12 protein-coding genes are annotated in these 16,228 nt (G+C 72.1%); 4 read left to right on the top strand and 8 right to left on the bottom strand.

Annotated features, from left to right (window positions below; genetic code table 11):
• Positions 1–98 precede the first annotated feature (98 nt).
• Positions 99–851 carry a copper homeostasis protein CutC gene (locus ACO2Q3_RS14855; RefSeq protein WP_423307787.1) on the top strand — a complete coding sequence of 251 codons (753 nt, stop codon included), beginning with the start codon at positions 99–101 and terminating at the stop codon, positions 849–851.
• Here ACO2Q3_RS14855 and hisC read toward each other — a convergent pair.
• Entirely contained in the window at positions 822–1,883 is a 1,062-nt protein-coding gene (hisC, locus tag ACO2Q3_RS14850) for a histidinol-phosphate transaminase (RefSeq protein WP_423307785.1), read from the bottom strand. The two genes, ACO2Q3_RS14855 and hisC, sit on opposite strands and share 30 nt — an antisense overlap.
• Before the next feature lie 87 nt (positions 1,884–1,970).
• Positions 1,971–3,272, bottom strand: coding sequence for a glycosyltransferase family 87 protein (locus ACO2Q3_RS14845; protein ID WP_423307783.1), 1,302 nt, complete (start codon positions 3,270–3,272; stop codon positions 1,971–1,973).
• A gap of 283 nt (positions 3,273–3,555) precedes the next feature.
• On the opposite strand from ACO2Q3_RS14845, the gene ACO2Q3_RS14840 reads away from it, so the two are divergent.
• Positions 3,556–4,311 carry an N-acyl homoserine lactonase family protein gene (locus tag ACO2Q3_RS14840; protein ID WP_423307781.1) on the top strand — a complete coding sequence of 252 codons (756 nt, stop codon included), beginning with the start codon at positions 3,556–3,558 and terminating at the stop codon, positions 4,309–4,311.
• Between the two features lie 87 nt (positions 4,312–4,398).
• Here the strand turns inward: ACO2Q3_RS14840 and ACO2Q3_RS14835 are convergent, their stop codons facing one another.
• A complete protein-coding gene (locus ACO2Q3_RS14835) occupies positions 4,399–5,577 on the bottom strand; it encodes a carbohydrate porin (RefSeq protein WP_423307780.1) in 1,179 nt (392 codons plus the stop codon).
• Between the two features lie 208 nt (positions 5,578–5,785).
• Between ACO2Q3_RS14835 and ACO2Q3_RS14830 the strand changes: the two genes are divergently transcribed.
• Entirely contained in the window at positions 5,786–6,160 is a 375-nt protein-coding gene (locus tag ACO2Q3_RS14830; protein ID WP_423307778.1) for a hypothetical protein, read from the top strand.
• A gap of 20 nt (positions 6,161–6,180) precedes the next feature.
• Here the strand turns inward: ACO2Q3_RS14830 and ACO2Q3_RS14825 are convergent, their stop codons facing one another.
• Positions 6,181–8,064 (bottom strand): methyl-accepting chemotaxis protein, encoded by a 1,884-nt coding sequence (locus ACO2Q3_RS14825; protein WP_423307777.1) that lies wholly within the window; start codon positions 8,062–8,064, stop codon positions 6,181–6,183.
• A 220-nt stretch (positions 8,065–8,284) separates the two neighbouring features.
• Between ACO2Q3_RS14825 and ACO2Q3_RS14820 the strand changes: the two genes are divergently transcribed.
• Positions 8,285–8,869, top strand: coding sequence for a sigma-70 family RNA polymerase sigma factor (locus tag ACO2Q3_RS14820; protein WP_423307776.1), 585 nt, complete (start codon positions 8,285–8,287; stop codon positions 8,867–8,869).
• 91 nt (positions 8,870–8,960) lie between these two features.
• On the opposite strand, the gene ACO2Q3_RS14815 is transcribed toward ACO2Q3_RS14820, so the two are convergent.
• The 4 genes from ACO2Q3_RS14815 to ACO2Q3_RS14800 form a co-directional block, all read right to left on the bottom strand.
• Positions 8,961–11,390 carry a glycosyltransferase gene (locus tag ACO2Q3_RS14815; protein WP_423307774.1) on the bottom strand — a complete coding sequence of 810 codons (2,430 nt, stop codon included), beginning with the start codon at positions 11,388–11,390 and terminating at the stop codon, positions 8,961–8,963.
• Positions 11,391–11,938: 548 nt separating this feature from the next.
• Complete coding sequence (locus ACO2Q3_RS14810) at positions 11,939–13,372, bottom strand: efflux transporter outer membrane subunit (protein ID WP_423307772.1); 1,434 nt, start codon at positions 13,370–13,372, stop codon at positions 11,939–11,941.
• Positions 13,369–15,051 (bottom strand): MFS transporter, encoded by a 1,683-nt coding sequence (locus tag ACO2Q3_RS14805; RefSeq protein ID WP_423307771.1) that lies wholly within the window; start codon positions 15,049–15,051, stop codon positions 13,369–13,371. Before ACO2Q3_RS14805 ends, ACO2Q3_RS14810 begins: the two co-directional genes overlap by 4 nt.
• Complete coding sequence (locus ACO2Q3_RS14800; RefSeq protein WP_423307769.1) at positions 15,048–16,190, bottom strand: HlyD family secretion protein; 1,143 nt, start codon at positions 16,188–16,190, stop codon at positions 15,048–15,050. The genes ACO2Q3_RS14805 and ACO2Q3_RS14800 overlap by 4 nt, the downstream gene beginning before the upstream one ends.
• Positions 16,191–16,228: the final 38 nt, after the last annotated feature.

The raw sequence follows: 16,228 nt of genomic DNA, 5'->3' as shown, positions 1-16,228 counted from the left end.
CCAGCAGGGTCCAGGCGGCCGTTCCCCGTCAAGCGGAGCGCGGCCGGATCGTGGGAAGGAAGGCGGATGAGCAAATTTCAGTCGCGCGAGCTTCAGGCATGAGCGGCCGGCGCATCCTGCTGGAGGTGTGCGTCGACAGTCCCGAGGGGCTGCTGGCCGCGGTGGCCGGCGGCGCGGACCGCATCGAGCTGTGCTCGGCGCTGGCGGCGTCAGGGCTGACGCCGTCGCCGGGGCTGATGCGTCTGGCCGCGCAGGTCCCGATCCCGGTCTACGCCATGATCCGGCCCCGCGCCGGCGACTTCCGCTATTCGGCCGCCGAGGTCGACGCCATGCTGGCCGACATCGACGCGGCGCGGGTGGCGGGACTGGCCGGGGTGGTGTTCGGCGCCAGCGATGCGGCCGGGGCCCTGGACGAGCCGCTCCTGGCGCGGCTCTGCGCGCACGCCGCCGGTCTGGGCCTGACGCTGCACCGGGCCTTCGACGTGGTCCCCGACTTTGCCGCCGCGCTGGAGACGGCCGTGGAACTCGGGTTCGAGCGAATCCTCACCTCGGGCGGCGCGCTGACCGCCCTGGAGGGCGCCGACCGGATCGCCGGCTTCGTCGCCCAGGCGGCGGGGCGGATCGGCGTGCTCGCCGGTTGCGGCGTGTCGGCGCGCAACGCGGCGCAGATCGTCCGCCGCACGGGCGTGCGTGAAATCCACGGCTCGTGCAGCCGCGCGGTCGGCGAGGGTGGCCTCGCGCCCCGCGAGCGGGCGCTGGGCTTCGTCGATCCGGCCGAACGGGTGACCGACAAGGCGTCCGTGGCGGCGCTGGTCGCGGCCCTATCCGGCCAGGATGTCGCCGAGGGCTGACAACAGCCGGTCGACCTGGGCCGGCGTTCCGACGCTGATCCGAAGGTGGTCGGCGATCCGAGGGGCGTTGAAGTGGCGCACCAGCACCGCCCGCTGGCGCAGCGCGGCGGCCAGGTCGGCGCCCCGGCGCCCGGGGTGGCGGGCGAACACGAAATTGGCGGCGGAGGGCAGCACCTCGAAACCCAGGGCCGCCAGCCCGGCCGACATCCGTTCGCGCTCGGCGATCACCGCGCCGCGCGCCCACTGGAAGTGCGCCTCGTCGTGCAGGGAGGCGATCGCGCCGGCCTGCGCCGGACGGCCCAGGGGGTAGGAGTTGAAGCTGTCCTTGACCCGGGTGAGGGCTTCGATCAGGTCGGCATGGCCCAGGGCGTAGCCGACGCGCAGGCCCGCCAGCGCCCGGGACTTGGACATCGTCTGCACCACCAGCAGGTTCGGGTGCTGGGCGATCAGCGGCGTGGCCGTCTCGGCGCCGAAGTCCACATAGGCCTCGTCGATCACCACCGGAATGTCGGGATGCGCCTGCAGCAGGGCGGCGATCTCGGCGCGGCCAAGGGCGATGCCGGTGGGCGCATTGGGGTTGGCCAGGATGATCGCCCCGGCCGGCGCCCGGTAGTCGGCGACCCGGACCCGCATGGCGTCATCCAGCGGGACGGTGCGCAACTCGACGCCGAACAGGCGCGCCCATACGGGATAGAAGCTGTAGGTCACGTCCGGCGCCAGCAGTGGCGCGGGCTGCTTCAGCAGGGCGGCGAAGGCGTGCGCCAGCACCTCGTCGGAGCCGTTGCCGACGAACACCTGCGCCGGCTGCACGCCGTGGTAGTCGGCCAGCGTCTCGCGCAGCGCCGTGGCCTGCGGGTCCGGATAGAGCCTGAGGGCGTCGCCGGACTCCGCCTCGATCGCGGCCAGCACCGCCGGCGAGGGGCCGAACGGGCTCTCGTTGGTGTTCAGCTTGACCAGGTCGGGAATGCGCGGCTGCTCGCCCGGGACATAGGGCGACAGATCGTGTGTGAGGGCGCTCCAGTATCGGCTCATGGCAGTGGGTCCGGCGTCGACGTGCGGGCGCGTTCAGTCGGGCGCCCGGCGCTGCGATGCAAGCGGATTGGGGCCGGGCGGCCGCCGTCAGGCCGCGGCGCGCTCGCCCTCGCCCTCGGCGACCAATGGGCTCCAGTTGGGCGCGGCGCGCGGCGCCAGCGCCAGGTGCGCCCGCGCCCGGTCGGGGCCGAACACCGCCATCAGGGTGGTCAGGGCGAAGAAGCCGAACATGGCATAAGGGCCCGCATAGGGCTGGATCGACCAGGCGAGCAGCAGGTAGGCGCCGGTGGCGGTCAGCACGCCGCCCCAGGACGTCGCCCGGCAGATCAGGGCTACGGCGGGCACCACGAACAGGGCCGCGTCGTACCGCATGGCGTAGGGCGAGGCGAGCAGCCCGGCGGCCATCAGCGCGATCAGGCGGAAGGCCGGGTCGCTGCGTCGCCGCCACACCCACCACACCAGCCCCGCGCCCGCGAACGTGCTGGCCGCGCGCAGCAGCAGCATGGCGTCCTCCGATGCGTGCAGATGCACCCCGGCGCTGGCCGGCGAGATCATGCTGGGGATGAAGGCGGGATCGTAGAGCACGATGCGCTCGAAGTGCGGCAGGGCCTTCACCCAGTCGAGCCAGACCATCGGCCCCAGCCAAAGGGTGGTCACCGTCGCGACGGCGATGCCGGTGGCCGCCGTGGCCACGAACGGTCGCCAGGACCGGGCAGCAAGGTAGGCCAGGGGCAGGAACACCAGGGCCGTGGGCTTCAGGCAGGCCGCCAGGCCCAGCAGCACGCCGGCCAGGATCGGTCGCCGTTCGATCAGCAGCACGCCCAGGGCCGTGGCGCACACGGTCAGGAAGGTGGTCTGGGCCGCCAGGACGGTGAGGGAGGTGGCCGGCAGGGCGGCGATCAGCACCATCCCGAGCAGCCGTTCCCGGGGGATGAACTTCTGCGCCGCGCCCGCCAGCGCCGCGACCGTCGCCAGCACCCAGATCACAGTGCTGCTCCAGAAGGACGCCAGGCTAAGCGGCGAGAACATCAGCAGGGCGCTCGGCGGGTAGATCCACGGCCGTTCGCGGTTCAGGCCGCCGATCAGCCAGCGCTGCGCCTCGGTGATGGCGCGGAAGTTGTACAGGTGGCCGGGATGGGTCAGGGCCATGCGGCCCGCGGTCCACAGGGGCAGATAGTCGAGGGCGAAGGGCTGGATGTGCAGGATGTGGGCCGCCTTGGCCCAGTCGACCTTGGCCAGCACCAGGGCCAGCATCAGCAGAGCCGGATAGCGGATCCAGGCGGGAACCGGCTCAAGCCCGAGATGCGCCGCCCACTTGCGGGCGCCGCGCAGGGATTCGCCCGCGGACTCGCGGCCGAGCGCCGGCTCCTCATCAACAAACGAACTCATCCACGCCCCCGAATGGACTGTTCACCCAAAACCAGATCGCCGGAAACCTAGCCCGTTCGGCCGCAGCCTGAAGACCCTCGCGCCTCCAGCGACGCTCGAAAGGCGTGAAATGCACAGCGAACGGGCTAAGTCGAGAGGCTAGACGGCCCCGGGGGAAATATATCGCCGCCGGTGTGCTGTTTTCGCGGCGCCGGCGTGCGCCGGATGCGGGGCGTTCCGCGCCGATGGTGCTGGACAGGCGCGGCCCCCGCCGCCCATGGTCGCGAGCCTTGGGAGACCCCTGATGAGCCTGAAGCTTTTCGGCTGCGTGTGCGGCCATCTCGACAGCGCCGGCGCGGCGATGGGTGTGGCGGCGCCGCGGGTGAAGGCGCCGATGCCGTTCTACGTCATCGACCACCCGAAGGGCCTGACCCTGTTCGACTGCGGCCTGCACGAAGGCATGCTGGCGGCGGACGACGTCTACCGCGGCCGGCTGGCGTCGCAGGACATGCACGTGGTGATGGGCCCGGACGAGACGCCGGCGGCCCGCATGCAGGCGCTGGACTTCGACCCTGCGGCGGTGACGCACATCGTGCTCTCGCACCTGCACTTCGACCACGCCGGCGGCCTGCACCGCTTCCCCAACGCCACGGTGGTGGTGCAGCGGCGCGAGTGGGAAGCCGGCTTCGACGAGCAGCTGGCCGCGCGCTACGGCCTGCCCCGCGCCTATTTCGACCTCGGCCACCCGGTGACCCTGATCGACGGCGAGCACGACCTGTTCGGCGACGGCGCCCTGACCCTCGTGCCCAGCTACGGCCATACGCCCGGCCACCAGTCCCTGCGGGTGCGCAGCGAGGCGGGCGAGCACCTGCTGGTCGGCGACGCCTGCTATTTCTGCGACGTGGTGCGCACGCGCAGCTTCCCCTCGTTCGCCGACAAGGCGGCGATGAACGCCTCTCTCGACGCGCTGCTGGCCTTGCAGGGGCCGGACACGGTGATGGTGTTCGGTCACGATCCCGATCAGTGGGGCGACACGCCGGTGCTGCCCGTCTCACGGTGAGCCTGCGGACCGACCCCGTGGTCCGCGCCGCCCATCAGGTGCGACGTACACCGCCGCGAAGACCGACTTCGTGCAGCGGCACAGCGCCTAGAAGTTCACCGTCGCGCGCAGGCCGAGCACCACGGCGTCCTTGATTGCCGGGTCGCCGGACGGGCGATGGATGTACTGCAGGTCCGGCTGCAGGGTCAGGTGCGCGCCCAGCTTGTCTGCATAGGTCAGCTCCAGCACCGTCTCGGCGACGTCCAGCGGTTCGCCGGCGTCGGCGCTGTTGGCGCGGTACTTGGCCGACAGGGTCCCCCAGCTGACACCCAGCGCCAGCACGCTGTCCGGGCGCGAGGCGATCACGTGGCTGGCCGTGACGCCGACGGCGCCGGCGGCGCGATAGGGCGTGGTGTCGCCGTCGGATACGCCGAACCGCAGGAAGGCCGAGGCCTGAGGGCCCTTGTCCCCCTTCAGCACCGGCTGGTCGATCATCACATAGGCGCCGTGCGTCGCCGCCGGCTTGGGATCGCCCGAGGGCAGCGTGTCGCGCAGGTCCGGCTGGCCCTTGGAGTAGCCCCAGGCGCCGACGGCGATCTTGCCGCCGCCGGTCTTCCAGCCCGTCTCGCCCCACAGGATCACCCCCTGCGAGAAGTCGGTGTTCACCCCGCCGGGGTCGCCCAGCGTGCCGGCCAGGGCGTTGACCACGGCGAAGCGGACATAGACGTCGCTGCGCGGCTGCACGTTGATGCGCAAGGCCAGGGCGGGGGAGGGGAAGATCGACGGGCCGTTGGGGCCGGTGGCGGCGATCTCGGACGAGATGCCGTAGGTCGGACCCAGGAAGATCCCGGCCGAGTCGGTGACGTTGAACTCGCTGTTGGTGTCGTAGAGGCCGGCGCGCACGTCCACCAGGCCGTCGGCCAGCGACTGGTCGATCCAGGCCTCGTAGACCTTGGCCCGGGCGTGGACCACCTCGATGTTGTCGACGCCCTGCAGCGAGCCGGCGAGGTCGCCGGGATGGCCGCCGTGGTTGGCCAGGAAGCTGACGTGCAGGCTGGCGCCCCGCCAGTGCGCCGCGGCGTCCAGATCGACGTCGGCATTGACGCTGAGGTTGTCGAGAACGGCGGTGTCCCGCTGCAGGCCGCCATCGGCCACGCCCATCACGTCCAGCTTGTAGGCCATCGATAGGGCCACGCCCTTCAGGCCCTCGGCATGCGCCGACGCGGCCAGCGCAAGGGCGCCGGCGCCGGCCAGGGCGGCGATGATCGATCGAGTGTTGCGCCGCATCGTCAGGCTCAGGTCTTTGTCCGCAGGCGTTGTTTCATTGACGAATTAATTTCCGGCCACCGCGTGGGGAAAACTACCCAGGTCGAGTGACAGGATGACTTTCGGCGGACACCCCTGAGAACGATCCGCAAGAGCATCTTGACCCGGCGACGCTTTGGCCCGACGATTGCGGCGCTGGCTGGGACGGGTCTCAGTTCGGGATAGCACGATGATCGATCTTCCCTGGCGCCGCGGGCTGCTGGTCGTGGGCCTGGCCCTGGTGGCGAACGCCGCGGCGGCCATGAATACCTCCGGCTGGAAGTTCGAGCAGCCATCGGTGGCCGGCCTCGACCAGGGCGTGCGGGTGCACGGGTCCGTGTGCCGCATCTCAGCCGTCACGCCGGGTGGCCTCTCCGGTGTCAGGATCGAGCTGGTCGACGGCTCCGGGCGCCTGCTGGCCTTCAGCGTCGCCCGCCTGTCCCGCGACCTGGCCGGCCGGGACGTGGGCTGCGCCTTCTACGATCGGCGCACCGACTGGCAGCTGAACGTCGGCGACCGGGTCCGCGTCTGCGCCGCCGGCGATGGCGACTGCCCGGTCGGCTGATAGCTGACGGTCATGCGACGCTAGAATTCCTCCCATCCGTCGACCACCGAGCCGCCGCCGCCGGCCGCCCGCATCTTCGGCGCTGGCGTCGCGACCTTGCGTGGAGACGCGGCTGTTGTCGTCTTCACGGCGCCGCCCGACACCCGGAAGCGGGCGATCAGCTGGGTCAGCTCGCCTGTGTCGCCCTTCAGCGAGTGGGTGGCGGCGGTGGCCTGCTCGACCATGGCGGCGTTCTGCTGCACCACCTGGTCCATCTGGTTCACCGCGCTGTTCACCTCGCTGAGGCCAGTGGCCTGTTCGGCCGCGGAGGAGGCGATCTGGGTGACCAGGGCGTCGAGCTCGGCCACCCGCGAGACGATGGACTGCAGGGCCTTGCCGGTCTCGCCCACCAGTTCCACCCCTTGTCCGACCTGGGCGGAGGAGGCCGAGATCAGGGCCTTGATCTCCTTGGCCGCCTCGGCGGACCGCTGCGCCAGGGCGCGGACCTCGGAGGCGACCACGGCGAAGCCGCGGCCGGCCTCCCCTGCACGGGCGGCTTCCACCCCCGCGTTCAGCGCCAGCAGATTGGTCTGGAAGGCGATCTCGTCGATCACCCCGATGATCTGCGTGATCTTGCCCGAGCTCTGCTCGATGGCGCCCATGGCCGCGACCGCGCCGGACACCACCTCGCCGGAACGCACGGCGTCGGCCTTGGCGGCGTTGACCGCCTCGTTGGCCTGTCGGCTGTTGTGCGCGGTCTGCTTCACCGTGGCGGTGATCTGGTCGAGGGCGGCGGCGGTTTCCTCCAGGGAGGCGGCCTGCTGCTCGGTGCGCCGCGACAGGTCGTCGGAGGCCTGGGCGATCTCGTCGGCGCCGGCGGAGATGCCGCCGGCGTTGCCCAGGATCACCGTCAGGGTGTTTTCCAGCTCGGCGATGGCGCTGTTGAAGTCGTCGCGCAGCTGCCGGTACTCGGCGGGAATCTCGTCGGCCATGCGGTAGGTCAGATCCCCCGCCGCCAGGGCGGTCAGAGCCTTGCCCAGCGAGCCGGCGACCAGGCTGCGCTCGTTCACCAGCACCTGGGCCTCGGCCGCGCGCCGGTCCGCGTCGGCCCGCTGTTCCTGGGCCCTGGCGTCGGCCTCCACCTGCGCCTTGGCCAGGGCGGCCTGGCGGAAGGATTCCGTGGCCTTGGCCATCGCGCCGATCTCGTCGGGTCGCCCGGCGCCGGCGATCTGCGCCGCGGTGTCGCCCGCCGCCAGCCGGGCCATGGACCTGGCCAGTTCCTCGAGCGGGCGCACCAGCACCCGCCGGCTCAGCACCACCAGCGCGCCAGCGGCGGCGACGGCGACGGCCAGGGCCGCGAACATCACCAGCATGGCGATGCGGCCGAGGGCCTCGCCGCGGCGGGCGCTGGCGTCGTCGGCGGCCTCGATCTTCTGGCTGGCCTCGTCCATGGCCTTTTCCAGGAACTTGAACTTGGCGTTGAACGCCGGCAGGTCCGCCGCCGCGCCGGCCCGGTCGCTGGCGACCTTGCCGACCAGCGACTTGGCGCTGGCGACATAGGCCTGGATCGGCGCGTCAAGGGCGGCCAGCGTCGCCACGATCGCCGGGTCGCGGGCCATCGACCTGGAGCGCTGCACGCTGTTCTGGATCTGCGCCGCATGGTCGTCGAGGTCTGCGCGGATCTTGTCCAGGTCGCCGCCCACCGTCGGATCGGCGGCCAGCAGCGCGGACTTCACATCGCCGTTGATCGCATCATGCGCCTGGTCGGCCTCCATGTGCCTTTGCACCAATTGGGCCGAGCGTTGTCCGTCGCCGATCTGACCGCTGAGCTGGCTCACGGCAGCCGCGCCCACGCCAGCGATCAGGGCGCAGATGACGAAGACGGCGCCGCACGCCAGCGCCACCCTGGATTTGATGGTGTTCAATGTCGCTCCCCAGCCGCCTCGCCCGGTCAGGAAGGGCGTAACGTCGGCCTTTGATGGCGCTGGCGCCGTTGAGACATGGTGAATCCCCTGACCCTGCGACCCTGGGCCGCACCAGGGAACCGCCACGAAGAATCTTGACCGTGGGCCGCAACCCTTTTCGCGCGCCGTGCATTGAACCCCTCGAAGGGCGACTTCGAAGCCCGCTGAGGATGAGACAGAGATGGACGACCAGACCCTCGCCGACGAAGCCTTCCGCGCCGAGCTGATCCCGGTGATCCCGCACATGCGGGCTTTCGCCCGGACGCTGTGCGGCAACGCCGTGGAGGCGGACGACCTTGTGCAGGAAGGCCTGGCCAAGGCGTGGAAGAGCCGCGCGAGCTATGAGCCGGGGACCAGCCTGAAGAGCTGGACCTTCACCATCATCCGCAACCAGTTCTATTCCGACAAGCGCCGCTCCTGGCGCCAGTCTTCGCTGGATCCGGAAACCGCCGAGCGCACCCTGGTGGCGGTGACCAACCCCACGGGGGCCCTGGAGCTGGACGAGGTTCGCCGGGCGTTGTCCATGCTGCCTCCCGACCAGCGCGAGGCGCTGATCCTGGTGGCGGTGGCGGGCATGCCCTACGAGGAAGTCTCCGCCATCTGCGGCTGCGCCGAGGGCACCATCAAGAGCCGGGTGTCCCGCGCCCGTCAGCGTCTGGCCGAGATCATGGCCGACGGCCACATCGACGAGGACCAGGCTCAGCCCGCTGCGGCGATGGAGACTTTGCTGAGCGACGCCCGCCGGCTGGCCGCCCGCGCCGCCTGACATCGCGGGGACTGAGCTCGCGCAAAATACAAAGAGGCCGCCGTGGCGACAGCCCGGCGGCCTTTCTGCTGTCCTTCGCCAGGCGCCGGCGTCAGTCCTGGCCGACGGCCAGCGCCAGCGGCGCGGGGGCGCTCGGCAGGTGGATCTCCCGCACCAGGGTCTCAAGCGGGCCCTCGGCGTCCGGCTCGGCCGCGGCCGGCGCGTCGATGCGCCAGGTGAACGCGCGGCTGAGCGCGTAGTTGACCACGGCCCCGGCCACGGCGCCGGCCAGCGCGGCCAGGAACCAGGCGTCCGCGAAGGTCTTGATCGCCACTGCCAGCCCCTCGCTGATCAGCGCGCCCGCCAGGCAGGAGGCGTAGAACAGGCCCAGTCCCTTGAGCATCGCCGGCCCGGTCAGCCGCGCATCGCGGAAGGTCAGGGCGTTGTTGAGGAAGAAGTTCGAGGTCATGGCCGTCAGGATGGCCAGCGCCTGGGCCAGCCAGAACGGCGCGCCGAACGCCTTGGCCAGGCCCAGCGCCGCCAGGTGCACCCCCACCCCCACGGCGCCGACCGCGGCGAACAGGGTGAAGCGGGCGGAGAGCAGGCCGTTGCTGCGCTTGGCGACGATCAGGGCGACGAGATCGGCCATCACCCGGAAGTCCAGCTTGGACTCCCCGGCGATGCGCGGACGCAGCGCCCCACGGGCCTCCACGGTGCGCGGGGCGCGGCGGCCGGAGGCGATCAGGTCCAGCAGGATCTTGAAGCCGACGCCGGACAGGCGCGGACGCACGGCCTCGTACCAGTCCCGCTGGAAGACGAACTGGCCGCTCATCGGATCGGTGACCCTGACGCCCAGGGCGAAGCGGGTGACGTGGGTGGCGATCCGGCTGATGGCGTCGCGAAAGCCGGTCAGGCCGGTGCCGCTGTCGTCGGCGTAGCGGCTGCACAGCGCCACGTCTGCGCCGGTCTCCACTAGCCGGTCGTAGATCTCGCGCAGCTTTCTCGGATCGTGCTGGCCGTCGCCATCCATCACGCCCAGCACCTCGCCGCGGGCGGCGTCCCAACCGGCGATCGCCGCGGAGGCCAGACCGCGCACGCCGGAGCGGCGGATCAGGCGCACGTTGGGCGTGCGGGCGATCACCGCCAGCACCGCCTCGGCCGTGCGCTCGTCGGCTGAATCGTCGACAACGATGATCTCGTGGGCGACGGGCGCCAGGGCCGCGCCCACTTCGTCGATCACCCTGCCGATGCACTCGTGCTCGTCCAGGGTGCAGATCACCAGCGACAGGGCGGGGCGCCCGGCGGGGCGGCGCAGGCGTTGCACATGGCCGATGGCCTCGGCCGCGATCGCCGCCTCGGCGGGGGCCGCGTCCAGCGGCGCTTCGGCGGCGCGCCAGGCGACCAGGCCGGCGATCACCAGGGCCAGGGCGATCGCGGGCGGCGCCAGGGCGGCCGCAATCGTCACCTGCGACAGGCAGCCGAGCACAGCGGAGGCGATGGCGACCGTCCACAGCGCCTGCCGCGTCGTGATCCGCCCGCCGACGCCCAGGCTGGCGTTGGCCGTGATCAGGATCGCCATGGCGGGCGCCAGCATCTCCAGGTCGTAGCCCATCAGGCGCGGGTTGAGCAGCTGCGCGGCGCCGACGCCCAGCAGCATGGTTTCGGTCCCCGACAGGCGCAGCCGTCGCGACAGCCTGTGAGCGGCCAGGGTGATCATGGCGGCGAACAGGGCGAAGCCGGCGATCGCCATCGGCGTGGGCAGGGCGAGCGGGGCGATCCAACCCAGGAAGCCGACGCCGGGCCGGCCGGTAAGCACCACCTTGTCAAGGGCGGCCTGCCAGGCGGCGTTGTCGGCGCCCGCCGTAAGGAAGCCCGCGGCGATCACCGCCCCGGCCGCCGCAGCGCCCAGCACGGATCGGACGGCGCGCGTGGCCAGCGGCGCCCGGTCCAGCAGCAGCACGATCAGATAGGTGGCGAACACCGGCTTGACGGCCGCCGCCAGGGCCACGGCGGCGATGAACGGCAGTCGCCGGCGCGGGAATGCCAGCAGGCTGGCCAGCACCAGCCCGTGGCACAGGATGGCGATGTTGCCGCAGGAGATCACCCCGCCGGTGATCAGGCCCAGGCCCGCGAGCCGGTCGCGGGCGCTGGCGGCGAATGCGCGCGTGCGGAAGAGCGCCAGGCCCAGCCAGGCGCAGGCGGCGACGTAGAGGCTGACGTATACGGCCTTCAGGGCGGTGAGGCCGAACAGGGCGGTGAGCAGACCCGCTGCGCGCGCCACCATGGGCGCATAGACGAAGGCGGCCGGACGAAGGCCGGCGCAGGCGCCGCTGACGCCATAGATCGGCAGGCCGTGCTGCGCCTGGGCGCCGGCGCAGGCGATGGCGTCGAAGTCGTTCCACCACCAATAGCCGGTGAACAGGCGGCTGATCAGGGCGACGGTCAGGGGCAGGGACAGGAGCGCCGCCAACAGCCAGGTCGAAAGCGGCGACCGCGCGGGAAGAGCCGGCGACTCGGGCAGCCTGCCGTCGAAGGTGGTCATGAATGGGCGCCTGTGTAGTTCCAGAGGGCGGGCGGACGGGGCACGGCTACAATCCTGAGTCGTTGCGACCAAGGCGTTTGCGGCCTGGCGGCGTAGATAGCGCGTCGCTGGCGGTTTGACCGCCCCGGCGGACGAAAAAACGCGCACGGCGATCACATCCGTCGCCGTCCTGGACCGGCCGGCCCGCCGCGAACGGTCCGCGCCAGGACTTTCCGGCGGGGACGATCCGGGCATCTTCGGGCCGGCGCCGCGGGGGCGGTCGCCAACCGAGTGGCCGTCGGTTGATCATGTCGCATCCGTCCCAGAGCGACGCCCGGCGGACCGGCCGGGCGCTGCCCGACAGGTCGCAAGCCAAAGTGGCCAAGGTGTGTTCGAAGCGTTGCAGCAAGGTGCTCCGGAATGCGCGCGCAGATAGAATTGTTACAGTTCCGGAGGCGCGCAGGCGGCCGTCACGCGCCGGGGCGGCGCCTCCATGGCGCAACAACGTCCGGCGCCGCGGAAAGTCTCCGCGGACCGCCCTTGAGGCGCAGCGATCCCCTCCAGGCGCGTCAGCGCGCAGCCGTCGCCCATCCGCCGCCCAGCGCCTTGAACACCGCGATCTGGTCCTGGGTGATGGCGGCGTCCGAGGCGGCCACCGCCTGGTCGGCGTTCACCAGCGCCTGCTCGGCGGTCAGCAGGTCCAGCTGCGTCGTGGCGCCCGCCAGGTACTGGCCGTGCGCCAGCTCGTAGGCCCGGCGGGTCTTCTCGTCGGCCAGGCCGAGCGCCTCGCGGCGGTCCAGCTCTGCGCCGTAGGCGGTCAGCGCCTGCTCGGTCTCCTTCAGCGCCTGCAGCACGGTGGAATCGAACCCGGCCAGGGCCGCCTGCTCACCCGCCTTGGCGGCGCGGATGCGCGCCCGGGGCAGGCTCTGGTTGGGGAAGGTCCAGCTCACCGAGGGACCCACGCCCCAGGTCAGGCCCTTCTCGGCGGTGAGGTCCGACAGGTGCGAGCCGACGCCGCCGTAGAGGCCGGTCAGCGACACGCGGGGATAGAGGTCGGCGGTGGCGACGCCGATCCGCGCGGTGGCGGCGGCCACCCGCCGGTCGGCCTGGCGCACGTCCGGCCGGCGCTTCAGCAGGCCGGCGCCGTCCCCCACCGGGATCAGGCTCAGCAGGCGCGGGGGTGCGACGCAGGCCTCCGCTTCGGCCGGGGCGTTGACCGGCGTGCGGCCGAGCAGGGCGGCGAGCTGGAACAGGGCTGAACGGCGGGCGCCCTCCAGGGGCGGGATCGAGGCGCGGACCTGGGCCAGCAGGGCCTGGGCGCGCACCTCCTCGAACTCCGAACCGGCGCCCGCCTTGCGGCGGTTGGTGGTGATCTCCGACTCGCGGCTGACCACCTCCAGGGCGTGGCGGGCGACGGCCAGCTGTTCGCCCAGGGTGCAGACCTGGGCATAGGCGCGGGTGGTCTCGGCGGCGACCGTGGTGCGCAGGCCGTCGCGGGCGGCGGCCACAGCCTCGGCGTCGTCGCGGGCCGCCTCGATGGAGCGCCGCACGCGGCCGAACAGGTCGACCTCGTAGGACACGTCCATGAGCGTATCCAGCTTCCAGATGGTCACCGGCTTGTGGCCGCCCAGCTCCAGGATCTCGTCGGTGGCGGCGTCGCGGCCATAGAGGGCGCCGGCCACGGCGGTGGTGTTGGGGTACTGGCCGGCGCGGGCCGCCTCCAGCAGGGCCCGAGCCGCCGAGAGGTTGGCCTCGGCGGCGGCGAGGTCGCGGTTGGCGGCGAACGCCTCGGACACATAGCCGTCCAGCCTTGGATCGTTGTACAGCCGCCACCAGTCGTCCGGCGGGGCGGCGGTCGCCTCGGCCGCCGGCCTGACCGAGACCAGCGGCCCGGCCGCGCCCGGGAGCGTCGCCGGAGCACGGTAGTCGGGGCCGACGGCGCAGGCGCCCAGGGCGAGCGTTGCGAAGGCCGCGAGGATGGCGAGAAGGGGCTTGCGGGTCATGGCGCGGCGGTCCCGGACGGGGCCGCCGGCGGCTCGGGCGCAGGCCGTGGCGGGAACAGGCCGGAGAACAGCGGCAGGTGCGAGGCGGGCCCGATCGGCGCGGGCTTGTGCGCCACCACCAGCGCCAGCGCCAGGGCGGTCAGGCCGCCGATCACCACGAAGCCGTCGATCACGCCCTGGGTGGCCGCGGCGCTGCGCACCACCTGGCCCAGAACGGTCGCGCCGCGCCCGGCGGCGGTGACCGGGTCCACCGAACGCCCGGTGGCGGCGGCATAGGCGCCCAGGCGCTGCAGCACCGCCGGATCGCCGATCGTCACGTGCTGGCCGATGTGGTTGGAGGCCGTCTGGCTGCGCACCCGCACCAGGGTGGCGATGAAGGCCGTGCCGATCTGGCCGCCCATCAGGCGGGCTGTCTGGATCGCCGCGCCGAAGGTCAGGGCGTCCTGCGGCTTCAGGTGCAGGATGCCGAAGAAGATGATCCCGGACAGGGCGAAGCTCTGGCCCACCGCCTGCAGCAGCTGCGAGACCAGGAACTGGTCCGACGACCACACGGGGGTCAGGCCGTGCGCCACGATCAGGCAGGCGATGGCGATCAGGATGAAGCCCACCGAGGACACCAGCCTCGGATCCGAGCGGCGCAATGACAACGCGGCCAGCGGGCAGACGATCAGCTGCGGCGCGGCGATCCAGATCAGGGTCTGGCCGACCTCCAGCGCGCGAAAGCCGCGCACCTGCCCGAGGTACTGCGGGATGAGGAAGGCGGTGGACAGGATGGTCAGGCGCAGGAAAGCCACCAGCAGCAGCAGCCGCGGCAGCGGGCGGCCGAAGGCGACCTTGAGGTTGATGAACGGCATCGCCGTGGTGCGTTCGTGCAGCAGGAACACCGCCACCAGGATCACGCCGGCGATCAGCAGGCCGCAGATCAGTCCTGAGTTCAGCCAGTCCAGGCGGTTGCCCTGGTCGAGGGCGGCGTAGATCAGCGCCATGCCGACGCCACTGGTGGCCAGGCCGAAGCGGTCTGACTTCGGAATGACCGCCGGCTTTGGGTCCGGCCTGGTGCCCCACTTGAAGCAGGCGGTCATGCCCAGCGCCAGCGGCACGTTCTGCCAGAAGATCCACCGCCACGAGAGATGGTCGACGTACCAGCCTTCGAGGGAGGCGGAGATGTTCAGCGAAAGCTCGAGGTTCAGGGCGTAGAGGGCGATGCCGTAGGCCCAGAGCCTGGGCGGGGTGGCGCGCAGGATGAAGCTGAGCGTCAGGGGGATGAAGAAGCCGGACGCGATGCCGCCGGCGAACTGCAGGACCAGCAGCATGCCGAGGTTGCTGGAAAAGCCCTCCAGCAGGGTGATGAAGGCGTAGGCGAGCGCCGCCTCGATCAGCACGCGCCGCGCGCCGAACACCCCGCCGATCCAGATGGCGAACGGCAGAATCAGCATCTGCGCCACGGTCTGGGCCGTGGTGATCCAGGCGCCCTCGTCGAAGCCAGCCCCCACGGCGCCGCGGATGTCGCCGAGGCCGAAGGTGGAGAGGCGGCCATTGAGGGTGGAGATGAAGGTGCCCAGCAGCACCGCCGCCAGTCCCCACCACGGGATCGGGCCGGCCGGCGGCAGGCCGGCGGGGGCGGCCGGGGGCGGAGCGGCGGGCGGGGAGCCGGCGACGGCAGGGACTGCGCCGCTCATCGGCGGCCGTCGTGGGCGTCGATGCGGGCCACAACGGACATGCCGGGCCGCAGGCGGTCGGCCAGGCCGTCGGCGTCGTCGATGGCGATCTTCACGGCGATGCGCTGCACCACCTTGGTGAAGTTGCCGGTGGCGTTGTCCGGCGGCAGCAGGGCGAACTGCGCCCCCGAGCCGGGGGCGAAGGCGATCACGTGGCCCTTCAGCGTGTGCCCCGGGAAGGTGTCGACGGTGACCTCGGCCCGCTCGCCCACCGCCATGTGTGTCAGCTGGGTTTCCTTGTAGTTGGCGATCACCCAGACCCGCGGCAGCGGCGTCAGGGTGGTGATCTGGCCGCCGACGCCGACGTACTGGCCGGGGCGCACCTGGCGCTGGCCGAGCACCCCGTCGGTGGGGGCGACGATCTGGGTGTAGCCGAGGTTGATGCGCGCCACCTGCAGGGCGGCCAACTGCTGCTTTTCGGCGGCGGCGGCCTGGGCGCCCTGGGCGGCCAGCACGCCGAGCTGGCGCTGTGCGGCGGCGGCTTGCGCCCGATTCTGGTCGAGGAGGGCGCTCAGTTGGGCGCGGGCGGTGCGCAGCTTCTCGCCGGCCTCGGGCGACGACGAGCCCGTGGCCAGCAGTTCCTTCTGACGGGCGATGTCGCGGGTGTTCTGCTCCAGCTGCGCCGAGGTCGAGGCCACCACGGCCTGGGCGGCGGCGAGGTTGGCCTCCTGCAGGTCGTGCTGCGCCTTGAGAGTCAGTTCCTGCGCCTGCGCCGAGGCGACGGCCGCCTCGCCCTGCGCCACCACCGCGCGGTAGTCGTCGTCCACCACCTGGGCGATGACCTGGCCGGCCTTCACGTGGTCGAAGTCCTGGATCGGCACGGCGCGCACGTAGCCGCCGACCTTCGCCGAGATCGGTGTCAGATCCGACTGCAGATAGGCGTCGTCCGTCTGCTGCCAGCCCGGGGCCCCCTGCCAGCGGTTCCAGCGGGTGGTGACGATGATCAGGATGGCCAGCGCGACGCTGAAGACGATGGCCCGCCAGGTCCACTCCGGGAGCGACGACCAGTCGACGCCGCGCCGGGGGCGGGGCGCGCCGGCGGGTGGCGGCGGCGGCGGTGCGGCCGGCGGCGGCGGAGCGGCAGAATCAGTCGCCGTCATGCAGAACTCCCCAGACCGGGCGCAGCGGGGCCGCCCGG

This window comes from Caulobacter sp. KR2-114 (assembly GCF_049446115.1).
GTDB lineage: Bacteria > Pseudomonadota > Alphaproteobacteria > Caulobacterales > Caulobacteraceae > Acaudatibacter.
This window is presented reverse-complemented; position numbering and strand designations above follow the sequence as displayed.